This window comes from Glaciihabitans sp. dw_435, from assembly GCF_018449675.1.
Taxonomy (GTDB): domain Bacteria; phylum Actinomycetota; class Actinomycetes; order Actinomycetales; family Microbacteriaceae; genus Glaciihabitans.
Genome location: NZ_JAAVUZ010000004.1, coordinates 310560 through 332292 on the forward strand (window position 1 = coordinate 310560; position 21733 = coordinate 332292).

A 21733-nucleotide genomic window follows, 5' to 3' on the forward strand; every position below is an offset into this window, starting at 1 on the left:
TTCTTCGTAGGAACTTCAGCTCCACAATCGATCGGGCACGATGACAACGACCTCAACAGAGGTGGGCACACCCGTGGCCCCACCCACACAGACCAAGACAGAGAAGAAGCGCGGTGGTGGCCTCGGTCGCTACATCGTTATCCGCTTCCTCCTGATCATCCCGACGGTGTTCATACTCGTCACCCTTGTCTTCCTCCTCATGCGAACGATCGGTGACCCGATCAGTGCGGCGCTCGGCGGGAAGCTCAACGCAGCGCAACTCCAGGAGCGCATCCACGCGGCAGGCTACGACCGCCCCGTGCTGGTGCAGTACTTCGAATACCTCGGTCAGATCTTCACCGGGAACTTCGGCAACACCATCAGCGACAACCGTCCCATCACCGAGGTTCTCCTCACCTACGGCGGAGCGACGCTCGAGCTGGCGTTCTACGCCCTCATCGTGGCGTTCATCGTGGGCATCCCGCTCGGCATGCTGGCCGCCTACCTGCGCGATCGTTGGCCCGACGCTGTTCTCCGTGTTCTCGCGATCTTGTTCTATGCGACCCCGGTGTTCTTCGCGGGCCTCATCCTGCAGCTCATCTTCGGCGTCTGGCTCGATGTACTGCCGATTGCCGGCAGGGGGACAACCAACACCGAGTTGCAGATGCAACTGCTTCCGAATCCCACGGGTATCTACCTCATCGACGCGTTCCGCATCGGGGATCCACAGATCATCGGTGACGTGCTCGCCCACGCGGTGCTCCCGGGTGTTGCTCTCGGTCTCCTCACCGCAGGAGTGTTCCTCCGTCTCGTCCGCACCAACGTCATCGGCACACTGTCGACCGACTACGTGGACGCGGCCCGTTCGCGCGGTGTCGGAGAGTTCCGACTGGTGACGAAGCACGCCTATAAGCCCGCACTGATCCCGATCATCACGGTCATCGGCCTGCAGATCGCCCTGCTCCTCAGCGGCGCGGTGCTGACCGAAACCACATTCGAATGGAAGGGGCTCGGATTCATGCTCGCGCAGTACCTCTCGGCCCGGGACTTTGTCGCCGTGCAGGGCATCGTTGCCCTGCTCGCCGTCATCGTCGCAATCACGAACTTCATCGTGGACATCATTGCCGCAGCCATCGACCCGCGAGTGAGGTACTGATCGTGGCATCCACTTCTCTCGCTCCCAAGCGCAGCATCTGGCAGCGCATCCCCGTCGTCCACCAGCTGCGACAGAGTGTCGGCCTGCAGCGTGGAATGCTCGTCGCGGGCCTCGTGCTCGTCGCGATCTTCCTGCTCACGGCGATCTTCGCCCCGCTGCTTGCCCCCTACGGCTTCTCGCAGCTGAAGGGTGACGACGGCGACTTCCCGACCCAGCAGGCACCGTCGAGCGCCCACCTGCTCGGGACGACCGTCGGTGGGTACGACGTGCTCTCGCGCGTGATCTGGGGTACGCAGACAGCGTTCCTGGTGATCGTCGTTGCGATCATCCTGTCGATCTTCATCGGTGTGTTCCTCGGACTCGTCTCCGGGTATCTCGGCGGCTGGCTCGACCGCATCCTCGTTGTCGTCGCCGACGCCGTGTACGCGTTCCCGAGCTTGCTGCTGGCGATCGTGATCTCGATCGTGATCTCCGGTGGACAGTCGGGGCTCTGGGCCGGAGTCACCTCCGCTGCGGTGTCGATCACCGTCGTCTTCATCCCGCAGTACTTCCGGGTGATCCGCGCGGAAACGCTGCGCATCAAGGCCGAGGCCTACGTCGAATCGGCGAAGGTCATCGGATCCAACCGCTCGCGCATCATGTTCCGTCACGTGCTGCGTAACGCCACGCGCACGCTGCCACTGATCTTCACGCTCAACGCGTCGGAGGCAATCCTGACGCTCGCGGGCCTCGGCTTCCTCGGCTTCGGTATTGAACCGACCGCGGCCGCCGAGTGGGGCTACGACCTGCACAAGGCAATCTCCGACGTCACCAGCGGAATTTGGTGGACGGCACTGTTCCCGGGTCTCGCCATCGTGCTGGTGGTTCTCGGCATCACCCTCGTGGGGGAGAGCCTTAACGACCTGGCGGACCCGCGCCTGCGCACACGTCGTCGGGCAATCGGGTCGCTCCCGCCCGCGGGGGACGTCACCGTCATTCCCGGCGGAACGCTCGACGAAGTCGGCAACATCGATCAGCTGGAGGCTCGACCATGAGCGCCGTAGTAGACATTCGCGATCTGCGGGTCACGTTCGCAACCGATGCCGATCCCGTCAACGCCGTCGATGGGGTGAGCCTCACTGTCGAAGCCGGGCAGGTTCTCGCCATCGTCGGTGAGTCCGGCAGCGGAAAGACCGTGACGGCCAAGTCAATTCTTGGCCTGTTGCCCGAGACGGCGACTGTGTCCGGCGCCGTGATGCTGGGTGCGAACGACGTCGTGCAGCTCAGCGGAGCCCGCCTGCGGGAGATTCGCGGTACCGACGTCGCGATGGTGTTCCAGGAGCCGTCCACGGCACTGAACCCCGTCTACACCGTCGGATGGCAGATCGCCGAGGGACTGCGCGCGCACGGAAAGTACACGCGCAAGCAGGCGAAGGCCAAGGCCATCGAGATTCTCGGCAAGGTCGGAATCCCGCAGCCGGAAGAGCGCGTCGATCACTACCCGCACCAGTTCTCCGGTGGACAGAAGCAGCGCGTCATCATCGCGATGGCACTCGTGCTCGAACCGGGCGTGATCGTCGCTGACGAGCCCACCACGGCACTCGACGTGACGGTTCAGGCCGAAATCCTCGACCTGCTTCGCCGCTGCCGTGACGAATTCGGTGCGGCCATCGTGCTCATCACGCACAACATGGGCGTGGTCGCCGATCTCGCCGACCGCGTCGCCGTGATGTTCAACGGGAAGGTCGTCGAGGAGGCGGACGCACTCACGTTGTTCTCCTCGCCGCAGGACGACTACACGAAGCGACTGCTGGCGTCGGTACCGAAGCTCGGATCGGGACTTGCCCGCACCCAGGAGCGTGCTGCCGCCCGCCCCGTGATCGAGGAAGCCCCAGTCGTTGTGGCCGACAACCTGATCATCGAATACCCGGGCAGGTTCGGCCGCAGCGGTTTCCGCGCCGTCGACGGCGTGAGTTTCCGCATTCACGCGGGCGAGGTTCTCGGTCTCGTGGGCGAGAGCGGATCGGGCAAGACGACGATCGGGCGCGCCATTGGTGGGCTGACCCGCGTGTCCGGCGGATCGCTGAAGGTGATCGGTCAGGAGATGCTGGGCGTGAAGGAGAAGTCCTTCAAGCCGCTACGCCGGGACATCGGATTCGTGTTCCAGGACCCCGCCTCGAGCTTCAACCCACTGCTGACGATCGCGGCGTGTGTGGCGGAACCGCTGATCGTGCACGGGAAGGCTCGCGACGCGGCATCCGCTCGCAAGCGCGTGGATGAGCTCCTCGAAGCCGTGCAGCTCCCCAAGGCATTCGGCGACCGGTACCCCCACGAACTGAGCGGTGGCCAGCGACAGCGGGCCAGCCTTGCTCGGTCGCTCGCGCTGGATCCGACGCTGCTGATCGCGGATGAACCGACGAGTGCTCTCGACGTGTCCGTGCAGGCGAAGGTGCTGGAGCTGTTCTCAGAACTGCAGAAGGACCTGGGCTTTGCTGCCCTCTTTATCAGTCACGACCTCGCGGTGGTAGACCTGCTCGCCGATCGCATTGCGGTGCTCTATCGGGGCAAACTGGTGGAGGAGGGAACCGGTGCGGAAGTGCTCGGTAACCCCCAGGATCCATACACCCAGCGGTTGCTGGCATCACTGCCGGTTCCCGACCCGATCGAACAGGCGTCGCGCCGCGAAGTGCTGCGCGGCCTGCGAGGCGAAAGTTAGACGATGACCGAGACATTTCCACTGGCGGTGTCAGTGGATGACCTGTCCGTTCGATACGACGCGCACCGGGGAGAATCGCAGTTTGAGGCGGTCAAGGGCGTCACGTTCGACATCCGCGAGGGTGAGATCCTCGGACTCATCGGTGAGACGGGTTCCGGCAAGAGCACCCTCGCGGCAGCAGTCGCCGGGGTGGCCGGAACGCACAAGCCCGGCTCACCGCAGATCTCCGGCGGGGCACTGACGGTTCTCGGCCAGAAGGTCCGGGGAATTTCGGAACGCCGCCGGGATAAGTTGACCCTCAAGATCGGGTATGTGCCGCAGGATGCCGGTGCGAAGCTGCAACCGCGTCTGACCATCGGCGAGAACGTGGCCGAGCCGATTTATCTGCGGGACCGTCGTTTCGATCAGCTGGAGGCTGGTGCCGCCGTCGCGACGCTCCTGGATGCGGTGCGGCTGCCCATGAGTGTAATGAACAGCTACCCGCACGAGCTCAGCCGTGGCCAGCGTCAGCGGGTCGCGATAGCGCGCGCCCTCATCCTCGAACCGACGCTGCTTATCGCCGATGATCCGACGTCGGGCATCGATGTCACGGTGCGCGGCGCGATTCTCGACACGATTCGTGACCTGCACCATGATCGCCAGTTCTCGGCCCTCATCGTCAGTCACACCATGAGTGAGGTGCGCCACTTCAGCAATCGCGTCGCAGTGATGCACCGAGGTGTCTTTGTGGGGCTGGGAAACGTGGACGAGGTTCTCGATGCACCCACCCATGAATACGTCGAGGGCCTTACGCGCGCGCTCGAGGACATCAAGCGGGCCGACGAACTCACCGCCTGAGGGCTCGAGCATGGGCAGTCCGGGCCGTCAGCGGTGTAGATCCCGGTGGTCGAGCAGCTCTTCGTCGACCCCGAGACTTCGCCAGCTGGGCGAGACATAGGGCGTGTCATCCGCTTCCGAAAGGTAGCCAACGGCTCGTATGCCGGAATAGGCAACTAACACCGGGCGTGTCGGATTGAGCAAAAGTTTCACCAGCTCCTCGCGTCGTTCCTCGGCGAGGAGAAGTGCCTTCTCATCAGCATGAAAGAGTCGTTCGTTCTCGCTTTCGTCGAAGAGCGGCCACAGGCGATCGACGTCCGCGGGTGTCGCCAAGCGGATGAAATACTCGCTCATATGCCTCACCGTAGCCTCTCGATTTGGTAGATGACGATCCTTTGGTAGAGTAACTACGCTGTTTCAGCAATCCTCGATAGCTCAATTGGCAGAGCAACGCACTGTTAATGCGTAGGTTCTTGGTTCGAGTCCAAGTCGAGGAGCGAAACCCTCACCCCTCCACGGGTGAGGGTTTTTTCGTTTCCGGATTCGGTTCGTCGAACGCCCCGCGCCGGCGCCTCCGTGCGACATCGTTGTGTCGTCGTACTCCCCGGGGAGTAGTGCCCGGGCACCCGGGGGCGGATGTCCCGTGCTGCAGTCGCCGCGTACGATCGAGGCATGCCATTCCCGGGTCCATCGCGCTTCGACCCCGGTCGCCAGGACGCCTGGCACGAGCCCTGGAATGGCGAGTGGTCAGTTCGGCCCCGCGACACCCGGGTGGCGAAGAACCTCCGCCTGTTCGTCCCGGTGATTATCTCGCTGTTCGTGCAGGTGCCGTCGGTGTTCTTCGTGTTCCACAACAGGTCGCTGACGCCATCGACGCTGACGCCCGTGCAGATCGCCCTCGAACTCCTGTTGGCCGTGGCCGGCCCCCTTGCGCTGCTTGCGGCCCGACGGTTCCCCGGACCGGTGATCGCCTTCGTCTCGCTGGTGGCGGCGATCGACCTGTTCGTCGGATCCCAGGAAGATGGACCGCCGTACATCGCCCTGGCCTTCGCCCTCGTCAGCGCCGTGGTTCGCGGCGCCCGGGTGTGGGCGTGGGTGGCTGTGTCCACCGCGTGGCTGGCCAGCCTGACGCTCGCCGGTGTGCTTGGGGTGTCCTGGCAGCCCTTCCGCATTGCCAGCACGACGGTCGGGATCATCATCGTCTTTGGCCTGGCCGAAGCCATTCGCACCCGCAAGGACCGTGGTGACGAGATTCGCCGGGTACTCGCCCAACGCCGTCAGAGCGAGGTGCAGGCCGAGCGTGTACGCATTGCCCGGGAGTTGCACGATGTGCTCGCGCATTCCCTCAGCCAGATCAACGTGCAGGCCGGCGTCGGCCTGCACCTCATGGACAACCACCCGGACAAGGCCCGCGAGGCCCTCACGAGCATCAAGTCAACGAGCAAGTCCGCCCTGGATGAGGTCCGGTCGGTTCTCGGGGTGCTAAGAGCGGAGGGCGGCGTGTCCGCGGATGCTCCGCTGGTGCCCGAGCCCGACCTCAGTCGTCTGCCCGGGCTCGCGGCGTCCGTGACATCCCAGGGAATCACGGTCACCGTGACCGGCGCACCCGCCGACGTTCCGCAGGCAACACAGCTGGCCGTCTATCGCATCGTGCAGGAATCCCTTACCAACGTCGCGCGCCATGCAAAAGCCAGAAACGCGACCGTCACCCTGGGCGAATCCGCAGACGCCTTCACCGTCGAGGTGACTGACGATGGTGTCGGTGTTCCGGCGCAACCCAGCCCCGATTCGGGCGGCCGCGGGCTTCTCGGTATGCACGAGCGCGCCGAGCTGCTGGGCGGGACCCTCGATGCCGGACCGCTCGACACCGGAGGCTTCCGCGTCCTCGCGCGCATTCCGAAACCCGCCAAGGAGACCCGCCCGTGATTCGTGTAGCCATCGCCGACGACCAGCAGCTCATTCGGGCGGGTTTTCGCAGCCTGCTTGAAAATGAGCCCGACATCGACATCGTCGGTGAAGCGGCGACCGGCGCGGAGGCCGTTGCCCTCGTCAAGGCACAGGCGCCCGACGTCGTTCTGATGGACATCCGCATGCCCGACGGCGACGGACTCTGGGCAACCGAGCAAATCGCAGCGGACCCGCGCCTCGCATCGACGCACATCGTGATCGTCACGACGTTCGAGCTGGACGAGTACGTCGGGCAGGCCATCCGCGCGGGCGCGAGCGGCTTCCTGGTCAAGGACACGGAACCGGTCGAACTCATCCGCGCCGTACGGGTCGTTGCCGGGGGAGAGGCGTTGCTCAGCCCGAGTGTCACTCGCCGGCTTCTCGAGCGCGTTGCCGGTCAGTTGCGGGACACACCGGATGCCTCGCAGCTGCGGGTGCTCACCGAACGCGAACACGAGGTCCTCGGACTGGTCGGCCAGGGCCTGACCAACGACGAAATCGGCAGCACCCTGTTCATGAGCCCGCTGACGGCCAAGACGCACGTCAGCCGGATCATGTCCAAGCTGGCCGCACGCGACCGCGTTCAGCTCGTTGTCGTCGCCTACGAGACCGGCCTCGTCCGGGCCGGTCGGCACGACTAAGCCTCAGCGCCGGCATCCGCCGTTCCCCAGCCGCAGGGGCCAGGCATCACCGCGGGCGCCCGGGCCCGCTGTGAGCACCTGGCGCAGCCACACGTGGCTCAAGGCGTCCGCCGAGAGTACCCACCCGCTGCGGCGTGCGCCCCGGGGAGTACGCGATCGACTCCGCACGGAAGATTCGCCGGCGATCGAATCTCGTGAGGCTTGAGGCATCAGGTTTTCCCCCTCACAGAATGGATTCCACCGTGTTTTCAGCAGTAGCCCTCACCACCATCGCCCACGTCGGCGGACCCTGGGGAGCCGGATTCGGTTTCCTGTTCTTCCTTATCCCGCTGTTCTGGATCGCCCTGTTCGTCGTAATCTTCGCCATCTTCGGTCGCCGTTTCCGCCGGGCTCGCATGGCGGGCTTCGAGGGCCACGGTCCGTGGGGCAGCCCGTCCCGCAGCGCGGAATCGACGCTCGCCGAGCGGTTCGCCCAGGGCGACATCGACGAGAAGGAGTACCGGGCACGCCTCGAGGTCCTTCGCGCCAACAACGGATACGCCCCCGGAGCCAAGTAGACAACCGGGTACCGCGCTAGTCTGCCTCTGGGCCAAATTGGGCCCAGAGGGAGACCGGACGCATGATCACGTGGCTCGACGACAACTCGGATGTACTTCTTCCGATGCTGTCCGCCGCTTCCGTAGTGCTTCTCGTGCTGACGATCGTGCTGCTCGTACTGTGGCTGCGATCGCGCCATCTTCGCCGCGAGCAGGCGTTCGACCGCGAAGACGCCGAACGTGATCGTGTCGACCTCGAGCTCGCCCTCGCCGAGCAAACGGCCAGGCTTCGCATCATTCGCGAACTGCACGAGGTCGCCATCCACTCCGTGTCTGTGATCATCAGCCAGGCGGAGGGCGCCCGGTATGCCGGCGAGCAGGACCCCACCGCCGCCCTCCGATCCGTTGCCGGTATCGCAGACGGTGCCCGCAGCACCCTCGCCGATCTCCGTCGGGTGATGACGGTCGTGCGCGAGGGCGAAGCCGACGGCGCTCCGCAGCCCCGTCTCAAGTCTGCCCGCGAGCTGTTCAAGATGATGCGCGAGGCGGGCCTTGTTCTCACCTACGAGGAGACCGGCGAACGCTTCGATCTGGTGCCCGGCGCCGAACTCGCCGTCTTCCGCATCCTTCAGGAGTCCCTCTCCAACTCCCTCAAACACGGCGGGGAGGGCACGGAGGTCAAGATCTCGTTCGCGTGGACCGAGGAAGGCCTTCGCCTGCTCATCGATGACGACGGCGAACGCGCACGGCAGCGCCGCGCCGGACTGAACCCCAACCAGATCTCCCGCGAACGTGTCTACGACGTGGACGAGAACCTCAGCGCCCTCACCGAAGAGGTCAGCGGCGCCGGCATCACCGAGATGCGCGAGCGTGCGGCACTCTTCGGTGGCGTCTTCACCGCCTACTCGGTGCCCGGTGTCGGTTTCTCCGTCGCCGCCGCGTTCCCCGCGCTCCGCTTCCACAACGGCGTCCACGGCGTCAACCTGGACGCGTGAGAGAGCGCAAGAACACGGCACGGGATGTCCCGAGCCCCCGCACCGCTGCAGTGCGGGCAAGCCTGTCCGTCGCCTTTGCTGTGTCCGCCTACGGTGTTTCGTTCGGAGCACTGTCGGTCGCGGCGGGCCTGGATATCTGGCAGACCTGCGTGCTCAGCCTGTTGATGTTTTCCGGCGGGTCGCAGTTTGCTCTGATCGGCGTGATTGCCAGTGGCGGCACGTCCGCGGGAGCAGCCGCCATCACCAGTGCCGCGTTGCTCGGTGTGCGCAACACCCTGTACGGCATCCGCATGGCACCGGTCATCGGCGGATCTCCACTGCGTCGGGCGTTGGCCGCGCACATCACGATCGATGAGAGCACCGCGGTCGCCACGGCCCAGCCGACCCGTGACGCCCAACGCACAGGCTTCTGGTGGACGGGTATCGCCATCTACATCGGCTGGAACCTCACCACCCTCGTCGGCGCCTTCGTGGGAGACCTCCTCGGCGACGTTCGTCAGTACGGGTTGGACGCCGCAGCCGGGGCAGCCTTCCTCGGGTTGCTCTGGCCGCGCCTGCGTGCCCTGCAGCCCGTCGTTGTCGCAATTGGTGCTGCCATCGTGGCAACGGTGCTCTCGCCCGCGTTGCCGGTCGGACTGCCGGTGCTTGCCGCGGCACTCGTCGCGGTCGTGGTGGGCTTCACCAACTGGTTCGGAACGGGGCGGCGTTCGCGCCCGACCGGGGAGGACGCGTCATGACCCTCTGGCAGATCGTACTCGTCTCGTCGATCGTGATTCTGGCGTTGAAGCTCGCGGGATATCTCGTGCCTCCCGCCTTTGCGGAGCGCCCAAAACCGGCCCGCATCAGCTCCCTGCTCACCGTCGCGCTGCTGTCAGCGCTGATCGCCGTGCAGACGGTGGTCAGCGGAACCGCGATTGTGCTCGATGCCCGGGTGCCGGCACTGATCCTCGCCGCGGGACTCTTCGCGCTGCGCGTCCCGTTTGTCATCGTGATCGTTGCCTCGGCGGCGACGGCGGCCCTCATCCGGCTGTGGACCTGACAAAGGGCGTCAGGGCGACAGCGGTTCGACCGTGATGCGGTCAGCGCTCAGCGACCGCGGTTAGCCCTCGAGGTCGTCGACGCCCGGGGTCCAGCTCAGCCCCGGTGTTCCCCAGCCGGCCTTGCGGATGACCTTCGCCGCGGTCTTCGCATGAACGTGCTCGAGACGATCGACGTAGAGGACGCCGTCGAGGTGGTCGTACTCGTGCTGGAAGATTCGCGCGAGCCATCCTTCCGCCCTGATCTCGAAGGGGTTCTGGTCCAGATCGACCGCCCGCAGAATCGCGAGTTCCGACCGGTGCAGCGGGTACCGCTCGCCCGGAACGGACAGGCACCCCTCGGACTCCTCGTCCTCGTCGAGCTCGCCGACCGGGGGAGGGCTGACCCACAGCTCGGGATTGACGGCCACTCCACTGAACTCGGTATCCGAGTCATCCACCCAATGAAAGACGAAGAGACGCAGCGGGAACCCGACCTGCGGAGCGGCGAGACCCACGCCGGGAGCCGCATGCATCGTTTCGACCATGTCGGCGACAAGTTCGCGCAGGGAGTCGTCGAAGACGGTGACGGATGACGCGGAGCCGTGCAACACGGGATCGCCTGTAATGAGAATGGGGAGAACGGCCATTCACACAGGTTATCGGTCGTGTGGCGGGTAGATTCGATGCGTGCTCCTTGACCTCGCTGTCCCCGTTAGCCCGATCTCGCTGACGCCGTCGCAAGCGCTCGGCATCCCGGTCGCGTTGGTCGGATCGGTCTTTCTCGCGCTCGGTGCGCAGTTTCAGCACCGGGGTGTCGGCAAGGTGGACGCCCAGTTCGCGGCATCCGGCGCGCAAAAGGGTCTCAGCATGCGTCAGCTGGGCGCGCTGCTGACCAGACCCTCATGGGTCATCGGTACCCTGATGCTGGGTCTCGCCATCGTTCTGCAACTCACGAGCCTCTGGCTTGCGCCACTGATCGTCGTGCAGCCCCTGGGCGCCGTGGCGCTCGTGATCACCGCCGTCGTGAACTCGCGGGTGAGCAAGGTGAAGCTGGACCGGGAATCGATCCGCGCGATCATCTTCTGCGTGGGTGGAGTTGGACTGTTCGTGACGGTCGCGGCGTTCACCGCGACATCCAAACCGATCGCGGAACGCGAACTGGTCACGGTGCTGATCATTCTCGCCGTCGTGCTGGTCGCCTTCAGTATTGTCTTCGCGACCCTCCGGGCCCGGTTCGGCGCGATTTTCTATATCGTCGGCGCCGGTGTTCTCTTTGGTTTCGTCGCAACCCTCGCGAAGGTTGTCATTGACCGGGTCCACACGCTGGCCCTCACCGGTTTTCAGCTGAACACGGTGGAATGGCTGACGGTGTTGTGCGTGATCGCGCTCATCGTGACATCCCTCCTCGGTTCCTACTTCGTGCAGACCGCCTATTCGTCCGGTCCGCCGGACCTGGTCGTCGCCGGGCTGACCGTCATCGACCCCGTTGTCGGTGTCTCGATCGGGGTCATCGTCCTGGGGGAGGCCGCCAACGCTCCCATCTGGGCCATACCCGCCTTCCTCGTTGCCGGCGCACTTGCCGTGTACGGGGTGTTTCAACTTGCCAAACACCACCCCCAAACGAACCGCTAGGGTACGTTGGTTGTACTCTCCGCATTGCCCAAACTGCGGGTTCGTCCCGCAGCTCGACAACATTTAGGGATTCCTCATCTTGACTGACGCCCCGCAGGATGCGACTTCCGCAGTGAAGCCGTTGCGCATTGTTATCGGAGCCGACACCTTCGCGCCCGAGATTAACGGCGCGGCGATGTTCACAGCCCGTCTCGCGGCTGGACTCACCGCCCGCGGACACGAGGTGCACATGGTTGCGCCGGCCGGTTCGTACCGGAAGTTCGGCACGTTCCTCGAGACGCACGAGGGACAGCAGTTCGTCGTGCACCGCCTGTTCAGTGCGCGCTGGTACCCGCACCCGTGGCTGCGGTTCGCCATGCCGTTCCGCATCGAACAGAACAGCGCCCGGATCCTCGACGAGGTCAAGCCTGACGTCGTGCACTTCCAGTCGCACATCATCGTGGGACGCGGACTCTCGAACCAGGCGGTCAAGCGCGGCATTCGCGTGATCGGCACCAATCACTTCATGCCCGAGAACATGCTCGAGCACACGCGCATCCCGAAGCGCTTCCAGCGGGCCGCAGTCCAGGCCGCCTGGAATGCGGCGGCGCGATCCTTCGGGCGTGCCGAAGCGATCACAACGCCCACGCGCAAGGCCGCGGACTTCCTCGAGGCAAACACCAAGCTCCGGGGAGTTCTCGCGATCTCGTGTGGCATCGACGCGGACAACTACACGCCTGACTTCACGCCGCGCAAGGAAAACCTCATCGTCTTCGTGGGACGAGTGACGGGGGAGAAGCAGCTCGACAAGCTGATTCGTGCTTTTGCCAAGCTTGACGCGTCGCTGAACGCCAAGCTCGAGATCGTCGGCGGGGGAGAGATCGTCCACCAGCTCACCTCGCTCGCGGCGTCGCTGGGCGTCAGCGATCGGGTCGTCTTCACGGGCTACGTGACCGAGGAGTACCTCCGCAATGCACTGACCCGCGCGACCGTGTTCGCGATGCCCTCCATCGCCGAGCTCCAGAGCATCGCGACCATGGAGGCGATGGCCTCAGGCCTGCCCATCGTCGCGGCCAACGCCATGGCGCTTCCGCACCTTGTGCACGATGGCGAAAACGGCTTCCTCTTTGAGCCGGGCAACATCGATCAGTTCCGCGACCGTCTGAACGACGTTCTGACGATGCCGGAAGAGGAGCTGCAGCGCTTCAAGCGCGAGAGCCTCAAGATCGTCGAAGCGCATGACATCCAGCGGACGCTCACCACCTTCGAAGCGTTGTACCGCGGAGAGCTCGTCACCGACACCATCGTTGAGGAAGCCGCCGACCCCCGCGCGGCCGCCGAGCCCAAGTCCGCCTGGCGGGCCAAGTTGACCGCAAAGCTCCGCCCGACTGAATAGCGTCAGAGGAGCGCTCGGCGGCGACGGCACTGCCTCGGGAAACCGACGGGAGCCGTGTATCACCGCGTAGCGGGTGAGCCTGTATCGTAATAGCGCTGCTGCTTTCGAGCGGCAGTGACCGCACACGGCAGGTAATTGTCGTAATGCGGTGCGGGGTGGTAGCTCAGCTGGTTAGAGCAGCGGACTCATAATCCGTCGGTCACGGGTTCAAGTCCCGTCCGCCCTACGAAATAGACGGTCTGATCAGGATTTCTTGTTCCAAGAAAAGGACAAGACCTGATGCGTTTAACGTTTATACAGCAAGTATTGCCAGATTTCGGATGCTTAAGCGCGCCGTTTCGCGGGGTGTTCGATTCATCTAGGTTCGTCTGGGATGACCTCGGACACCTACGGGGTATGGATACTGAACGCTACCTTGGGCTCGGTTTGGAGCCCGTGCTGACAACAAGCGAGCTCGCTGAATACCTCGGCGTGCACGTGCAGGCCATCTACGATCTGCGGAACGACGGACGCGGCCCGTCCGGTTTTCGAGTGGGACGCGAGATCCGCTATCGGATCTCCGATGTGCGTCATTGGCTCGATGACCTGCACGAGCCGCAACCCAGCCTTGCCCTCGCTGAAGGCCAGCTCTGATGGCGGGTCGACCGCGATTGCCAGTGAGTACCTTCGGCACGATCAAGACGGCGAAGGTCGGTCCGGGGCGATACCGCGCGTACACGCGCTTCCGTGATTGGGATGGGGAAACCCGGCAGGTCAGCGCCACAGGAACCAGCGCCAACGAGGCTGCGGCTGCCCTCAAAGTCGAACTCGTCGGTCGGCACGTCGGCGGCGCTGGCGACTCATTGAACGCAGACTCCTCGTTCGAGGCACTGGCCGCCGCCTGGGTCGAGGATTTGCTCATGGACGTCGATCGCGCGGACAGCACGAAAGAGATCTACCAGCGCGAACTGCGCACGCTGGTTTTGCCGGTCTTCAGTAATTTCACGATCCGCGAGGTGACAGTCGGGCGCATCGAGCCGTTTCTTAAGGAGCAGCGTGCCATCTCCTACCCTCGCGCGAAGCACTCGCGAACGATCCTAGGAATGATTCTGGGATTCGCCGTGCGGCGGGGAATCATCCCTCGAAACCCGGTCAAGGACCTTTCTCGGATGAAGAAGCCCCCGCACACCCCGAAGGCACTCACGACCGAGCAGATCGCTGCCATCCGTGCTGCCGCCCAGAGTTGGCGGACTGAAGAGGGCCGAATGGGCCCGCAGCCCGACGGCCAGATCCGCGACATCATCGAAGTCATGCTCGGCACCGCTACCCGCATCGGTGAGACCCTGGCACTGAGGAAATGCGACGTGGACATGGATGCCGAGCCTCCGCTCGTCTATATCAATGGGACTGTCCTGGTGAAGACGGGAGCGGGTGTGGTTCGGCAGTCGCATCCCAAGACTCACGAGTCGAACCGCGTCGTGGGAGTGCCCCAGTTTGCGGCTGAGGTGATCCGCCGCCGCCTTGAGTCGATTGCTGGGGAGGACGACGAGCATCCGCTCTTCTTCACCTACAAGGGGACGTTGAGAGCGCCGCACAACGTTCGACGCACGTTCCGCGCGATCCTCAAGAACGCGGGACTCGAGGGCCTGGAGATCACGCCGCACGCTTTCCGCCGAACCGGGGCAACTCTTCTCGCCAATGAACTTGGTCTGCAGGCTGCGGCCGACGTGCTCGGGCACACCTCAACGTCGACGACGAGAGACCACTATGCCGAGCCGGATCGCACTGTGAAAGCGGAGCCAGCGGCAATCATGCAACAACTTGCACCACCAGAAACACAATGAGCAGATGGCATGTGCTCTATAGGACGGGATGGCCTCTAGACGCCCAGGCGCGAGCGTCAGCGGCTAGTTGTGCTCGAGCCACGCGAAGGTGTCGGAGGCGTCCAGGGTTGTCCTTGATGTTCAATGGCGGGACCCAATACTTGATCACATCAATCTCGACCGCTCCCAGCTGCTTGATGTCCACGTTGTTGGGCATGGGCCATACGGCCAAAGTGAGGTGCTCATGCATCCATTGAGTTAGAAGGTGGTCCCCGTCTGGCTCCAGTCCGAAGTTCGCAAAGCGCTCTGGATTGTCTTTGTTGCGCGGTACACCGCGAAGTCCGAGAGGCTCGCGTAACAACGCAGCGAAAGATCGGCGGACGGTCGAACCGCCGGTCCGAGAAGGCACAGCTGGATTGATCGCGAAATGCTGACCCAGCTCCCGGTGGGCAAGGTTTGACTCGGACTTGCCCACATACAGCGGAATGCCGGCTCGATAGTCGAGACCCAGCTCGGCCCAGCCATCTTGTGCTGCGTGAATCGAATACAGTCCCGGAACCGAGCCCACCATGGTCGCGGCATCGGAAATGACCCAGCCGACGGCAGACAAGGTGATGCGAGCTTGTATCGCGTGTTCCTCGATGATCGTCACGTCGACATGGTCCCATGCTCGAGAGACTTGACGGCTCTTGATTGGTTTTCGCGAATCTCTGTCTGGAGTTCTCAGCTAAGGCCTGCAGTCCGCGCGTCCGGTTCAGGACCGGAACTTGAGATGAGCGTCGTAGTGCTAGTGACAAGATGTCCAGCCGGAGTGAACTGACGGCGCAGACCCCCTTCCTCGAAGACATGCGCTGCCCCTGGCAGCGCCTCAAATGGGAGTGGGCGAAGCGCGGATGGATTGTGAAATACGGTGAGACCGTCGATCCAGCCTTCCTCGTAGTCCTCCGTTACCAAATGCGAAAACGCTTCCTCCACACCGTCGGTCGAGTTGGAGAATCGTCGACCAGCATGCTGCGCTCTGACAGTTGGCTCTCCCATACCCGCTGCGATGCCCATGCGATTGAACTTGGTGAGGGTCCCGGCCGCGTTGAACGCAACCGCGCTGATGTGCTCCGAGTCCGCCAGCTTGAAGAATCCCGACGGCAGCTCCTTGTCGCCCCACTTGATGTTCGTCACCGGCACCTCGACGTCCTGCATTGAGCCATCAATTTCGACTTCTTCGATCCTCACGCCGTACAAATACTCGAACAACGCTGACTGGCTCCAGGTCATTGAGAGTTCCCGATGAAAGTCTTGGATGGCGATGACGAAGGGAATGTCCTCTACGCCTTTGCGTTCCCAATAGCGCTTGTCTAGCTTGGCGCACAGAGGCCCAGAGAAACGGGTGGGCAGGTAGTTGTGGATGTAGTCGAAGGTCGCCTCGCCGGTTTCGGGAACCGGAACCACCTTGTCAGACGGCGGCGGATTTGCTGTCGTGGCTTCCACATAGAAGTCGCCTTCGAGGCCACGAGCCAGGAAGTCCGGGGCGGGCTTTGGCTGCTCGACTCTGAGATTTGCCTCCCGAAGCATGGCCCAGAGGTATAGCTCCCAGATCCGAGCATCAAAGGCAGTCGTCTGAAACTGCTCTACGAAAGAGCCGTCTTGATTCTCGAACCAGCGCATAGCGATCTCAATGAGGCGTCGTGCGGCCACAGCGCTCGGGCTATCCCGGAGATACATAAACCGGGGGTGGAGTTTGCTCTCCTTAGCCGCTTTCGCGAAGAAGTCCTCTGAAGGCCTCTCATCGCCTTGTGTCCGCGATTGGTCATAGTCGCGATGAACGCGAACCATGCTCGCAGCAGTGTCGTTGATCACATCAGGGATGTTGGTGTGACTGCCTATCGTGTCTACACCTCGATATCTGCCCGCGAGATCGGGGGCTAACACTGCGCCGTTGAGGTCTTGATCGGTGAGGTCAAGAAACACAGTCCCAAGTACTCGACCCGGCTTGATCTCCAACCACTCCACTTCCTTGACCAGGGGAAGCAGTCCTGCGCCCCGCGCCCAGACCACGTGGGCGTTGAATCGCCGCTCGGTGATCGCATGTACTTCCACAGGTTCGATCTGCTCGCTCGCCAAGTTTCGTCCTCTCAGAAGGTTTGTTCAGGGTATCCGCCAGTCGGAGAACGCGCGACTGAAACGCTCGTTGGTGCGTTGTGCAAAATTCGTCTAGTCAACGATCACCTTCTGGGCAGCGGCGGGCTTTGTTGACGCGGTGTCGTAGGTCTTCACTACGATCAGCACATGGCTCAATGCACAGCTCCAAGAGAAGGCCACCGCACTGCAAGTGGTCGCGCGAACTGCCCTGCATGCTCGTCCGGATATGGGCGTTCCTACTCGCAGCCTCGGTCATACCCGTCATACCCCACACCGGCCGCGCCTGTGCGGAGGAGCGGGAGCTTGTCGGGCAGTACCGGCGGCGTGGGAGGCGGTACCGCCCGTCCGGCTTGGCAGCCCAGCGGATCGACTGTCTCGTACACGCAACAGCAGGTGCGCGACCTTCAGTCTGTACGTGCGGCAACGGTCGTTCGTACACAGGCGAACGATGTATTCCTATGTCATGCCTGGCCCGATCGCCAAGCGGCTGCGAATGACGTCTACGAGCTGCTCATCGGAAAAGACGTGTCGGTGTGGTTTAGCGAAGTGAGTCTTCGTCCGGGTACGGATATGCGAGTTGCCATCGACCGCGGGTTGGTGAGTTCACGCATGGGGATCGTGTTGGTCACTCCCGCCATGCTCGACAAGCTGCGTACCGATCGAAGCATTGCGAGCAATGAGCTGAGCGCGTTGCTGCGTCGAAGCCTCTTGGTGCCGGTCATGCATGGCGTGACGTTCGAGGAGCTTGACCAGGTCACCCCAACACTCGCGTCGCGAGGTGGATTCAGCACGGCGGAAGAATCGATGGAAGACATTGTCGTGAAGATCGCCGAGCTCGTCGGCATCGTCACCGAGGAGGAGGCGGACGAACTAAGCATGAGATCGGTCACGAAGTAGTGCCTAGAAGCGCGTCCACGATGCCTCACCGTCGATAGGCACTTCAGGCCGGTTCAGGCATGCGGCAGCTCTCACACTGAACGGCTCGCCCGACTGTGTTGACGAATTCGAGCAATACGGCGACCACTCTGCTTCTTCGACGTCGTGTGCCAGCACCGACAGTATGAACACCAGTGGATGCCGGCGAGATGTGGATATCCACGACGGCGCAAAATCGAGAGCGCTTTGAGCGCCTCGCTCGGACTTGCGTAAGGTTTTTTGGTACAAGCAGACATAACAGTGCATCCCTTTCCAATGTGGGTTGGGCCTGCACTGCAATGGCCAGATCTCGCGGTTCTTCGTTGGACCGCCGTCGAGAAAAAGGTATCAGACCGGTTCCGTGCTCGCCTTATTTGTTTCTTCTCGGGCATAGAAATCAGCCTCGGCCTGACGCCGTCTCGCGGTGTCTTCGATGACGAAGTCCACGAAGTCGTTGTCGCGATCGTTGATCACAATGTCTTCGACCGAGTCAGCGCTAGGCTCGCCGGGCCAAGCTGTCTGGCGCGTCGGTCGGTCGCGATCCAGTCGTGTACCTGAGCTCGCGATCCAATCGCGGAGGCGCTGGCGGGCGTCGGCGAAGTCGCGGTGCCAGCCGAAGGGTGCCGAACCGTGTTGGTCTGGGTCGTAGGCGCACAGCCAGTGCAGGTGGAGCGCCGAGAGTTCCCAGACGAGTTCGGGGTGTCGATGCCAGAACGGGGGAACAACTGATGCTGGGAGGCCGTAGGTTCGTCGGAGCCAGTTGACCCAGCGGTTGAGTTCGATCCACTCGGTTTCGGCTTCCTCGGCAGTGAGTAGGTTCCAGTTGATGGGATGTGGCGGCTCCGCTAGGAGCGGCCCTTCGAGTTCGTCGAAGTCGTCGTCGGCTAAGCGTTCCCCGCTGTCATCGGGGTCCAAGTCGAAAAGCTGTTCGGGCATAGCCGACTTCAAAGGGCGAGCGAGGTTGTGTTCCCGCGAATGGGCCCCGCGTCCTGCAAGACCATGTTGCCGACCACCGGCGCATCTCGCTCCGTGGCACCGGGCGCACGCCGGGTTCGGTCGACCTCGTAGTTGGTACGGGCGAGGTCGTGGCCGATCTTCTTGGCGACGAACTCTTCCCGCTCGACGGCTTCGCCATCTCGTTCGACTTGAAAGGAGCGGACGTAGCCTTCGGCCACGAAACTGTCGCCCTTGGCAAAACGGTCGAGTGCTCGATCGGCAGTAGCACGATACGCGACCATGTCATGGAAACTTGGGTCAAGCTCCGTGAAACCGCCGTCATCCTCGCGTCGGAAGTGCTGCTGGCCGATCCGGACATAGAAACGACTGTCTCCGTTCTCGGTTACCGAGTGCTGCGGCTCCGAAGCGATGAAGCCGGAAAGAGATAGCTGGGTGTGAAGCGTCATGGGACTCAACCTCCTCTAGTCGGGCGGGTCGGTGCGATCCGCGCTCGCTATGAGGTGCGCCGATCCACACTCGCCCTCAGTCCTCGCTGGCAGCGTCCTCCGCTGGTCCGGCCTGGGCTGGCTTCTGCATGAGCATTTCGATTTCGGCGCGATTCGCTCGAAGTTCCTCAGCATCGGATCGCGCAGTCCACATCCGAAGTCTTGCCACGACGGGTGGCGCGGCGCGCAGGAGAATCAAGCCCGTTCCAAACGGCAGGGTGCGGATTTTGTCGGGGGGCATGATGGCGACTCTGCGTACGGAGCGTTGCGATGAACGGGAGCCGCGGTCGCCGACTGTGGTCACGCGGCCTCTCGTTTCGACTCAGTCTGCGCCAAGAAGCCTGGTCAGCTGGAGCTGAAGAGGCGAAACGTGCCGTGACTGGAGCGAAGATCATGTAGCCCTTCTGGCCCGGCGATACATGTCGACCAAGTGTCAGCCACTGCCCGAAACCCGCCACGAAGCTGGGCAGAGGTGTGAGCACAGACCCGCGTTCGAAGGCCGCCGCATGCTGGCTCCAGATCAGGAGCGTGTTGTTGAAAGAGCGAGCTCGGAACCTGGCAGCGAACTCGAGCGCTCGACGCCACTCGTTCCCGGTGACCAAGGTCTCGACTGCGGCGGTCAGGCGTTCGTGAAGTTGGGCGAGCTGCAGATCCCGAGTGTCTCGCGAGGGCGGATTCCCTGGCACAACAATTACCTTCCTCTTTGGCTGCCGCGCGTGAGTGCGTGGCTGACCCAGAGGTGCGCCGACCCGTACCTCCAACTCTGGCCGCAACTTGTACGAGTTGAGCATGCTCAACGACCGAGTGAGACTTCGTTCTATCACCAGTTTTGAGCACGCGCAATCCTTGTTTTGGGCATGATCAAAGCGTAGATTGGTGCCTGTCAATGCCCACTGCACGGGCACACGTAGATCGAACAGCTTTGCCTCGCCCGAGGGTGAAAGGTGGCCGAGATGACTGAACTCGACAACAAAGCAAAAGCAGAGGACCTCGCCAAGCGCCTTCGGCTACTGCTCGATGTCTCAATCGCTGAGACGGGGACTGAGCCAACCTTTGGCCAGATCGCTGCGTTCCTCGAGGAGCGCGGCGCCAACCTATCGAGGTCACGTTGGACCTACATGGTGAATGGGCATCGCTACGTCCAGGATCCCGCTCTCTTTGAAGGGCTAGCGGCGTTCTTCGACGTCGACCCCGCCTTCCTCGCCGGTGATGCCGGCGTTGGTACACCCGCGAAAGTGAGCGCACAACTCGACCTCGTCCGAGCAATGCGATCCGCGCGTGTCAAGTCCTACGCGGCGCGGACACTCGGGGACATCTCGCCTGACGCGCTTCGCGCTATCAGCAAATTCCTAGACGAGGAGATCGCGCCAACGTAGCTATCAGAGTGCGAGCGCGCCTCGACGGGACGAGCCCGCGCACATCGGAGAGGATGTGAATTCGCATGACCATCGAGATTGACCTGGACCCGTCGCTCGACGAGCTTGTGCTCGGGGCGGCCTTCACTTTCGATGAGCTGGTCGATGCCCTCCAGCGCCAACGTCGCCGGCGGCTGAGAATCGTAGAACTCAGCGACCTGGGGATTGAGGACGGTTTGTGTGCCGTCTGGATCATGACTGACGCCGAGGATCTCGTGCTTCACGCGCACAGTGATTCGGCACTTCATCGCCAACAATTCGTTCTTCATGAACTAGCGCACATGATCCTCGGTCACAACGTCGAGGACAACGGCGATGGTCCCGACATCCTTCTCCCTGACATTTCGTCCGAGACACGCGCCCGGCTGCTAAAGCGCCAAGACCTCGATACCGCCGAGGAGATTCTGGCGGAGTCACTTGCTGATCGCCTCGCTGCGGCGATTCGGGGAGCTACGATGCAAAGCTCCCGTTACTTGGAAATATTCGGATGATCGCAATCGTCGTTTCTGTGTTCATGTGGCTGCTAGCCGCATGCTTACTGGTCTTGCGTCGTGGACGCGCCGAGCGAAACATCACCTATGCGGCGCTGACCATCGCACTTGCGACGACTCTCAACATCGACGTGGTGTACCGGACGCTCGATGCGCTAGCCGGCGGGGTCAATCTAGTCACTTTGTTAGCGGACTTGACTCTAATGACCGGAGTTTTCTTCCTCGGTCGCGGCGTCGCAAGAGCTTCCGAGAATCAGCCGCTACCCATCCGATTTGCGCTCAGCCCAGTTGCGCTCTTGGTTGCGCTCGGCTTGGCGATTACGGCTTTTGCACTCATTGAGCGTGGTGTAACTACGACAACATTTATGCTCGATCTCGGCACACAGTCGGCTGCAGCGGCATATTCGGCGATCCAGTTCGCCTACTACGGGATTGTGCTTGCGGCGATGGCGGTGCTCGGTGCGCGACAAGTCCAAATCAGCGCGGGATTGCAAGCGCTCTCTCCGGGTGTGCTTGTCGCGGGGAGCGTTTGCGGCATCTTTCTGAGCATCGTGGTCATTGCCATGGATCTGGCCCATCTCAGCGGAAACCTGGCACTGATGACCGCGATCGATCTGGCCTATTCGCCGCTGTATCTGATGACGTTCTTGTTCCTTTGTCTCGGGTTCGCCAGCGGTCCCGCGACACGTACCGTGCGCGCGCACTCACGCGAACGGACGGCACGCATGCTTTCGGTCGAGG

Annotated in this window: 25 protein-coding genes, 2 tRNA genes and 1 pseudogene; 20 read left to right on the forward strand and 8 right to left on the reverse strand. The window is 63.0% G+C overall.

Translation table 11 applies throughout. The annotated features are described in order from the left end of the window. Positions 1-40: 40 nt before the first annotated feature. Genes HB677_RS08355 through HB677_RS08370 form a run of 4 tightly spaced genes read left to right on the forward strand, consistent with a single transcriptional unit; the run spans position 41 to position 4667 of the window. Positions 41-1135 carry an ABC transporter permease gene (locus HB677_RS08355; protein ID WP_213815214.1) on the forward strand — a complete coding sequence of 365 codons (1095 nt, stop codon included), beginning with the start codon at positions 41-43 and terminating at the stop codon, positions 1133-1135. 2 nt (positions 1136-1137) lie between these two features. Further along, positions 1138-2169: an ABC transporter permease gene (locus HB677_RS08360; protein ID WP_307852527.1), complete on the forward strand. Its 1032-nt coding sequence runs from the start codon at positions 1138-1140 to the stop codon at positions 2167-2169. Then, the gene (locus tag HB677_RS08365) at positions 2166-3830 is read left to right on the forward strand and encodes an ABC transporter ATP-binding protein (protein ID WP_213815215.1); all 1665 of its coding nucleotides are present in this window, start codon (positions 2166-2168) and stop codon (positions 3828-3830) included. The genes HB677_RS08360 and HB677_RS08365 overlap by 4 nt, the downstream gene beginning before the upstream one ends. 3 nt (positions 3831-3833) lie before the next feature. After that, entirely contained in the window at positions 3834-4667 is an 834-nt protein-coding gene (locus tag HB677_RS08370) for an ABC transporter ATP-binding protein (RefSeq protein WP_218624556.1), read from the forward strand. 27 nt (positions 4668-4694) lie between these two features. On the opposite strand, the gene HB677_RS08375 is transcribed toward HB677_RS08370, so the two are convergent. Continuing rightward, on the reverse strand, positions 4695-5000 hold the full coding sequence (locus HB677_RS08375; RefSeq protein ID WP_213815216.1) for a GNAT family N-acetyltransferase: 306 nt from the start codon (positions 4998-5000) through the stop codon (positions 4695-4697). Between the two features lie 70 nt (positions 5001-5070). On the opposite strand from HB677_RS08375, the gene HB677_RS08380 reads away from it, so the two are divergent. From HB677_RS08380 to HB677_RS08410, 7 genes are all read left to right on the forward strand, one after another. Then, positions 5071-5143, forward strand: a tRNA-Asn gene (locus HB677_RS08380). A 175-nt stretch (positions 5144-5318) separates the two neighbouring features. Then, positions 5319-6572: a sensor histidine kinase gene (locus tag HB677_RS08385; protein WP_213815217.1), complete on the forward strand. Its 1254-nt coding sequence runs from the start codon at positions 5319-5321 to the stop codon at positions 6570-6572. Continuing rightward, the gene (locus HB677_RS08390) at positions 6569-7234 is read left to right on the forward strand and encodes a response regulator transcription factor (protein ID WP_213815218.1); all 666 of its coding nucleotides are present in this window, start codon (positions 6569-6571) and stop codon (positions 7232-7234) included. Before HB677_RS08385 ends, HB677_RS08390 begins: the two co-directional genes overlap by 4 nt. Before the next feature lie 242 nt (positions 7235-7476). Then, positions 7477-7791, forward strand: a complete 315-nt coding sequence (locus HB677_RS08395) for a hypothetical protein (RefSeq protein WP_307852528.1) — start codon at positions 7477-7479, stop codon at positions 7789-7791. 62 nt (positions 7792-7853) lie between these two features. Next, positions 7854-8765, forward strand: coding sequence for a sensor histidine kinase (locus HB677_RS08400; protein WP_213815220.1), 912 nt, complete (start codon positions 7854-7856; stop codon positions 8763-8765). After that, complete coding sequence (locus HB677_RS08405; protein WP_213815221.1) at positions 8762-9502, forward strand: AzlC family ABC transporter permease; 741 nt, start codon at positions 8762-8764, stop codon at positions 9500-9502. The genes HB677_RS08400 and HB677_RS08405 overlap by 4 nt, the downstream gene beginning before the upstream one ends. Continuing rightward, positions 9499-9804, forward strand: coding sequence for an AzlD domain-containing protein (locus tag HB677_RS08410; RefSeq protein WP_213815222.1), 306 nt, complete (start codon positions 9499-9501; stop codon positions 9802-9804). The genes HB677_RS08405 and HB677_RS08410 overlap by 4 nt, the downstream gene beginning before the upstream one ends. Positions 9805-9864: 60 nt before the next feature. Here HB677_RS08410 and def read toward each other — a convergent pair whose 3' ends face one another. Then, positions 9865-10431: a peptide deformylase gene (gene def / locus HB677_RS08415; RefSeq protein ID WP_213815223.1), complete on the reverse strand. Its 567-nt coding sequence runs from the start codon at positions 10429-10431 to the stop codon at positions 9865-9867. Positions 10432-10471: 40 nt separating this feature from the next. Between def and HB677_RS08420 the strand changes: the two genes are divergently transcribed. From HB677_RS08420 to HB677_RS18825, 5 genes are all read left to right on the forward strand, one after another. Further along, positions 10472-11416, forward strand: coding sequence for a multidrug DMT transporter permease (locus HB677_RS08420; protein ID WP_307852529.1), 945 nt, complete (start codon positions 10472-10474; stop codon positions 11414-11416). 79 nt (positions 11417-11495) lie between these two features. Then, on the forward strand, positions 11496-12791 hold the full coding sequence (locus HB677_RS08425; RefSeq protein ID WP_255546371.1) for a glycosyltransferase: 1296 nt from the start codon (positions 11496-11498) through the stop codon (positions 12789-12791). 152 nt (positions 12792-12943) lie between these two features. Next, positions 12944-13017, forward strand: a tRNA-Ile gene (locus HB677_RS08430). A 170-nt stretch (positions 13018-13187) separates the two neighbouring features. Beyond that, a complete protein-coding gene (locus HB677_RS08435) occupies positions 13188-13424 on the forward strand; it encodes an AlpA family transcriptional regulator (protein WP_213815224.1) in 237 nt (78 codons plus the stop codon). 23 nt (positions 13425-13447) lie between these two features. Next, positions 13448-14614, forward strand: a complete 1167-nt coding sequence (locus HB677_RS18825) for a site-specific integrase (protein ID WP_213815225.1) — start codon at positions 13448-13450, stop codon at positions 14612-14614. A 16-nt stretch (positions 14615-14630) separates the two neighbouring features. Here HB677_RS18825 and HB677_RS08445 read toward each other — a convergent pair whose 3' ends face one another. After that, on the reverse strand, positions 14631-15245 hold the full coding sequence (locus HB677_RS08445) for a GIY-YIG nuclease family protein (protein WP_213815226.1): 615 nt from the start codon (positions 15243-15245) through the stop codon (positions 14631-14633). A gap of 71 nt (positions 15246-15316) precedes the next feature. Further along, positions 15317-16711: a hypothetical protein gene (locus tag HB677_RS08450; RefSeq protein WP_213815227.1), complete on the reverse strand. Its 1395-nt coding sequence runs from the start codon at positions 16709-16711 to the stop codon at positions 15317-15319. 411 nt (positions 16712-17122) lie between these two features. On the opposite strand from HB677_RS08450, the gene HB677_RS08455 reads away from it, so the two are divergent. Beyond that, on the forward strand, positions 17123-17626 hold the full coding sequence (locus tag HB677_RS08455; RefSeq protein WP_213815228.1) for a toll/interleukin-1 receptor domain-containing protein: 504 nt from the start codon (positions 17123-17125) through the stop codon (positions 17624-17626). A gap of 366 nt (positions 17627-17992) precedes the next feature. Here HB677_RS08455 and HB677_RS08460 read toward each other — a convergent pair whose 3' ends face one another. From HB677_RS08460 to HB677_RS18410, 4 genes and pseudogenes are all read right to left on the reverse strand, one after another. Continuing rightward, positions 17993-18580: a hypothetical protein gene (locus HB677_RS08460; protein ID WP_213815229.1), complete on the reverse strand. Its 588-nt coding sequence runs from the start codon at positions 18578-18580 to the stop codon at positions 17993-17995. Positions 18581-18588: 8 nt separating this feature from the next. Further along, positions 18589-19047, reverse strand: a complete 459-nt coding sequence (locus tag HB677_RS08465; RefSeq protein WP_213815230.1) for a single-stranded DNA-binding protein — start codon at positions 19045-19047, stop codon at positions 18589-18591. A gap of 76 nt (positions 19048-19123) precedes the next feature. Continuing rightward, positions 19124-19327: a hypothetical protein gene (locus HB677_RS08470; protein WP_213815231.1), complete on the reverse strand. Its 204-nt coding sequence runs from the start codon at positions 19325-19327 to the stop codon at positions 19124-19126. Between the two features lie 136 nt (positions 19328-19463). Next, positions 19464-19877 (reverse strand): annotated as a pseudogene (locus HB677_RS18410) (ArdC family protein); the annotation flags it as partial. Between the two features lie 162 nt (positions 19878-20039). On the opposite strand from HB677_RS18410, the gene HB677_RS08475 reads away from it, so the two are divergent. The 3 genes from HB677_RS08475 to HB677_RS08485 all read left to right on the forward strand — a co-directional run. Beyond that, positions 20040-20462 (forward strand): hypothetical protein, encoded by a 423-nt coding sequence (locus tag HB677_RS08475; protein ID WP_213815232.1) that lies wholly within the window; start codon positions 20040-20042, stop codon positions 20460-20462. Positions 20463-20527: 65 nt separating this feature from the next. Beyond that, positions 20528-20992, forward strand: a complete 465-nt coding sequence (locus HB677_RS08480) for an ImmA/IrrE family metallo-endopeptidase (protein WP_213815233.1) — start codon at positions 20528-20530, stop codon at positions 20990-20992. After that, a partial coding sequence (locus HB677_RS08485; protein WP_213815234.1) for a hypothetical protein occupies positions 20989-21733 on the forward strand: 745 nt, incomplete at its 3' end. The genes HB677_RS08480 and HB677_RS08485, both read left to right, overlap by 4 nt.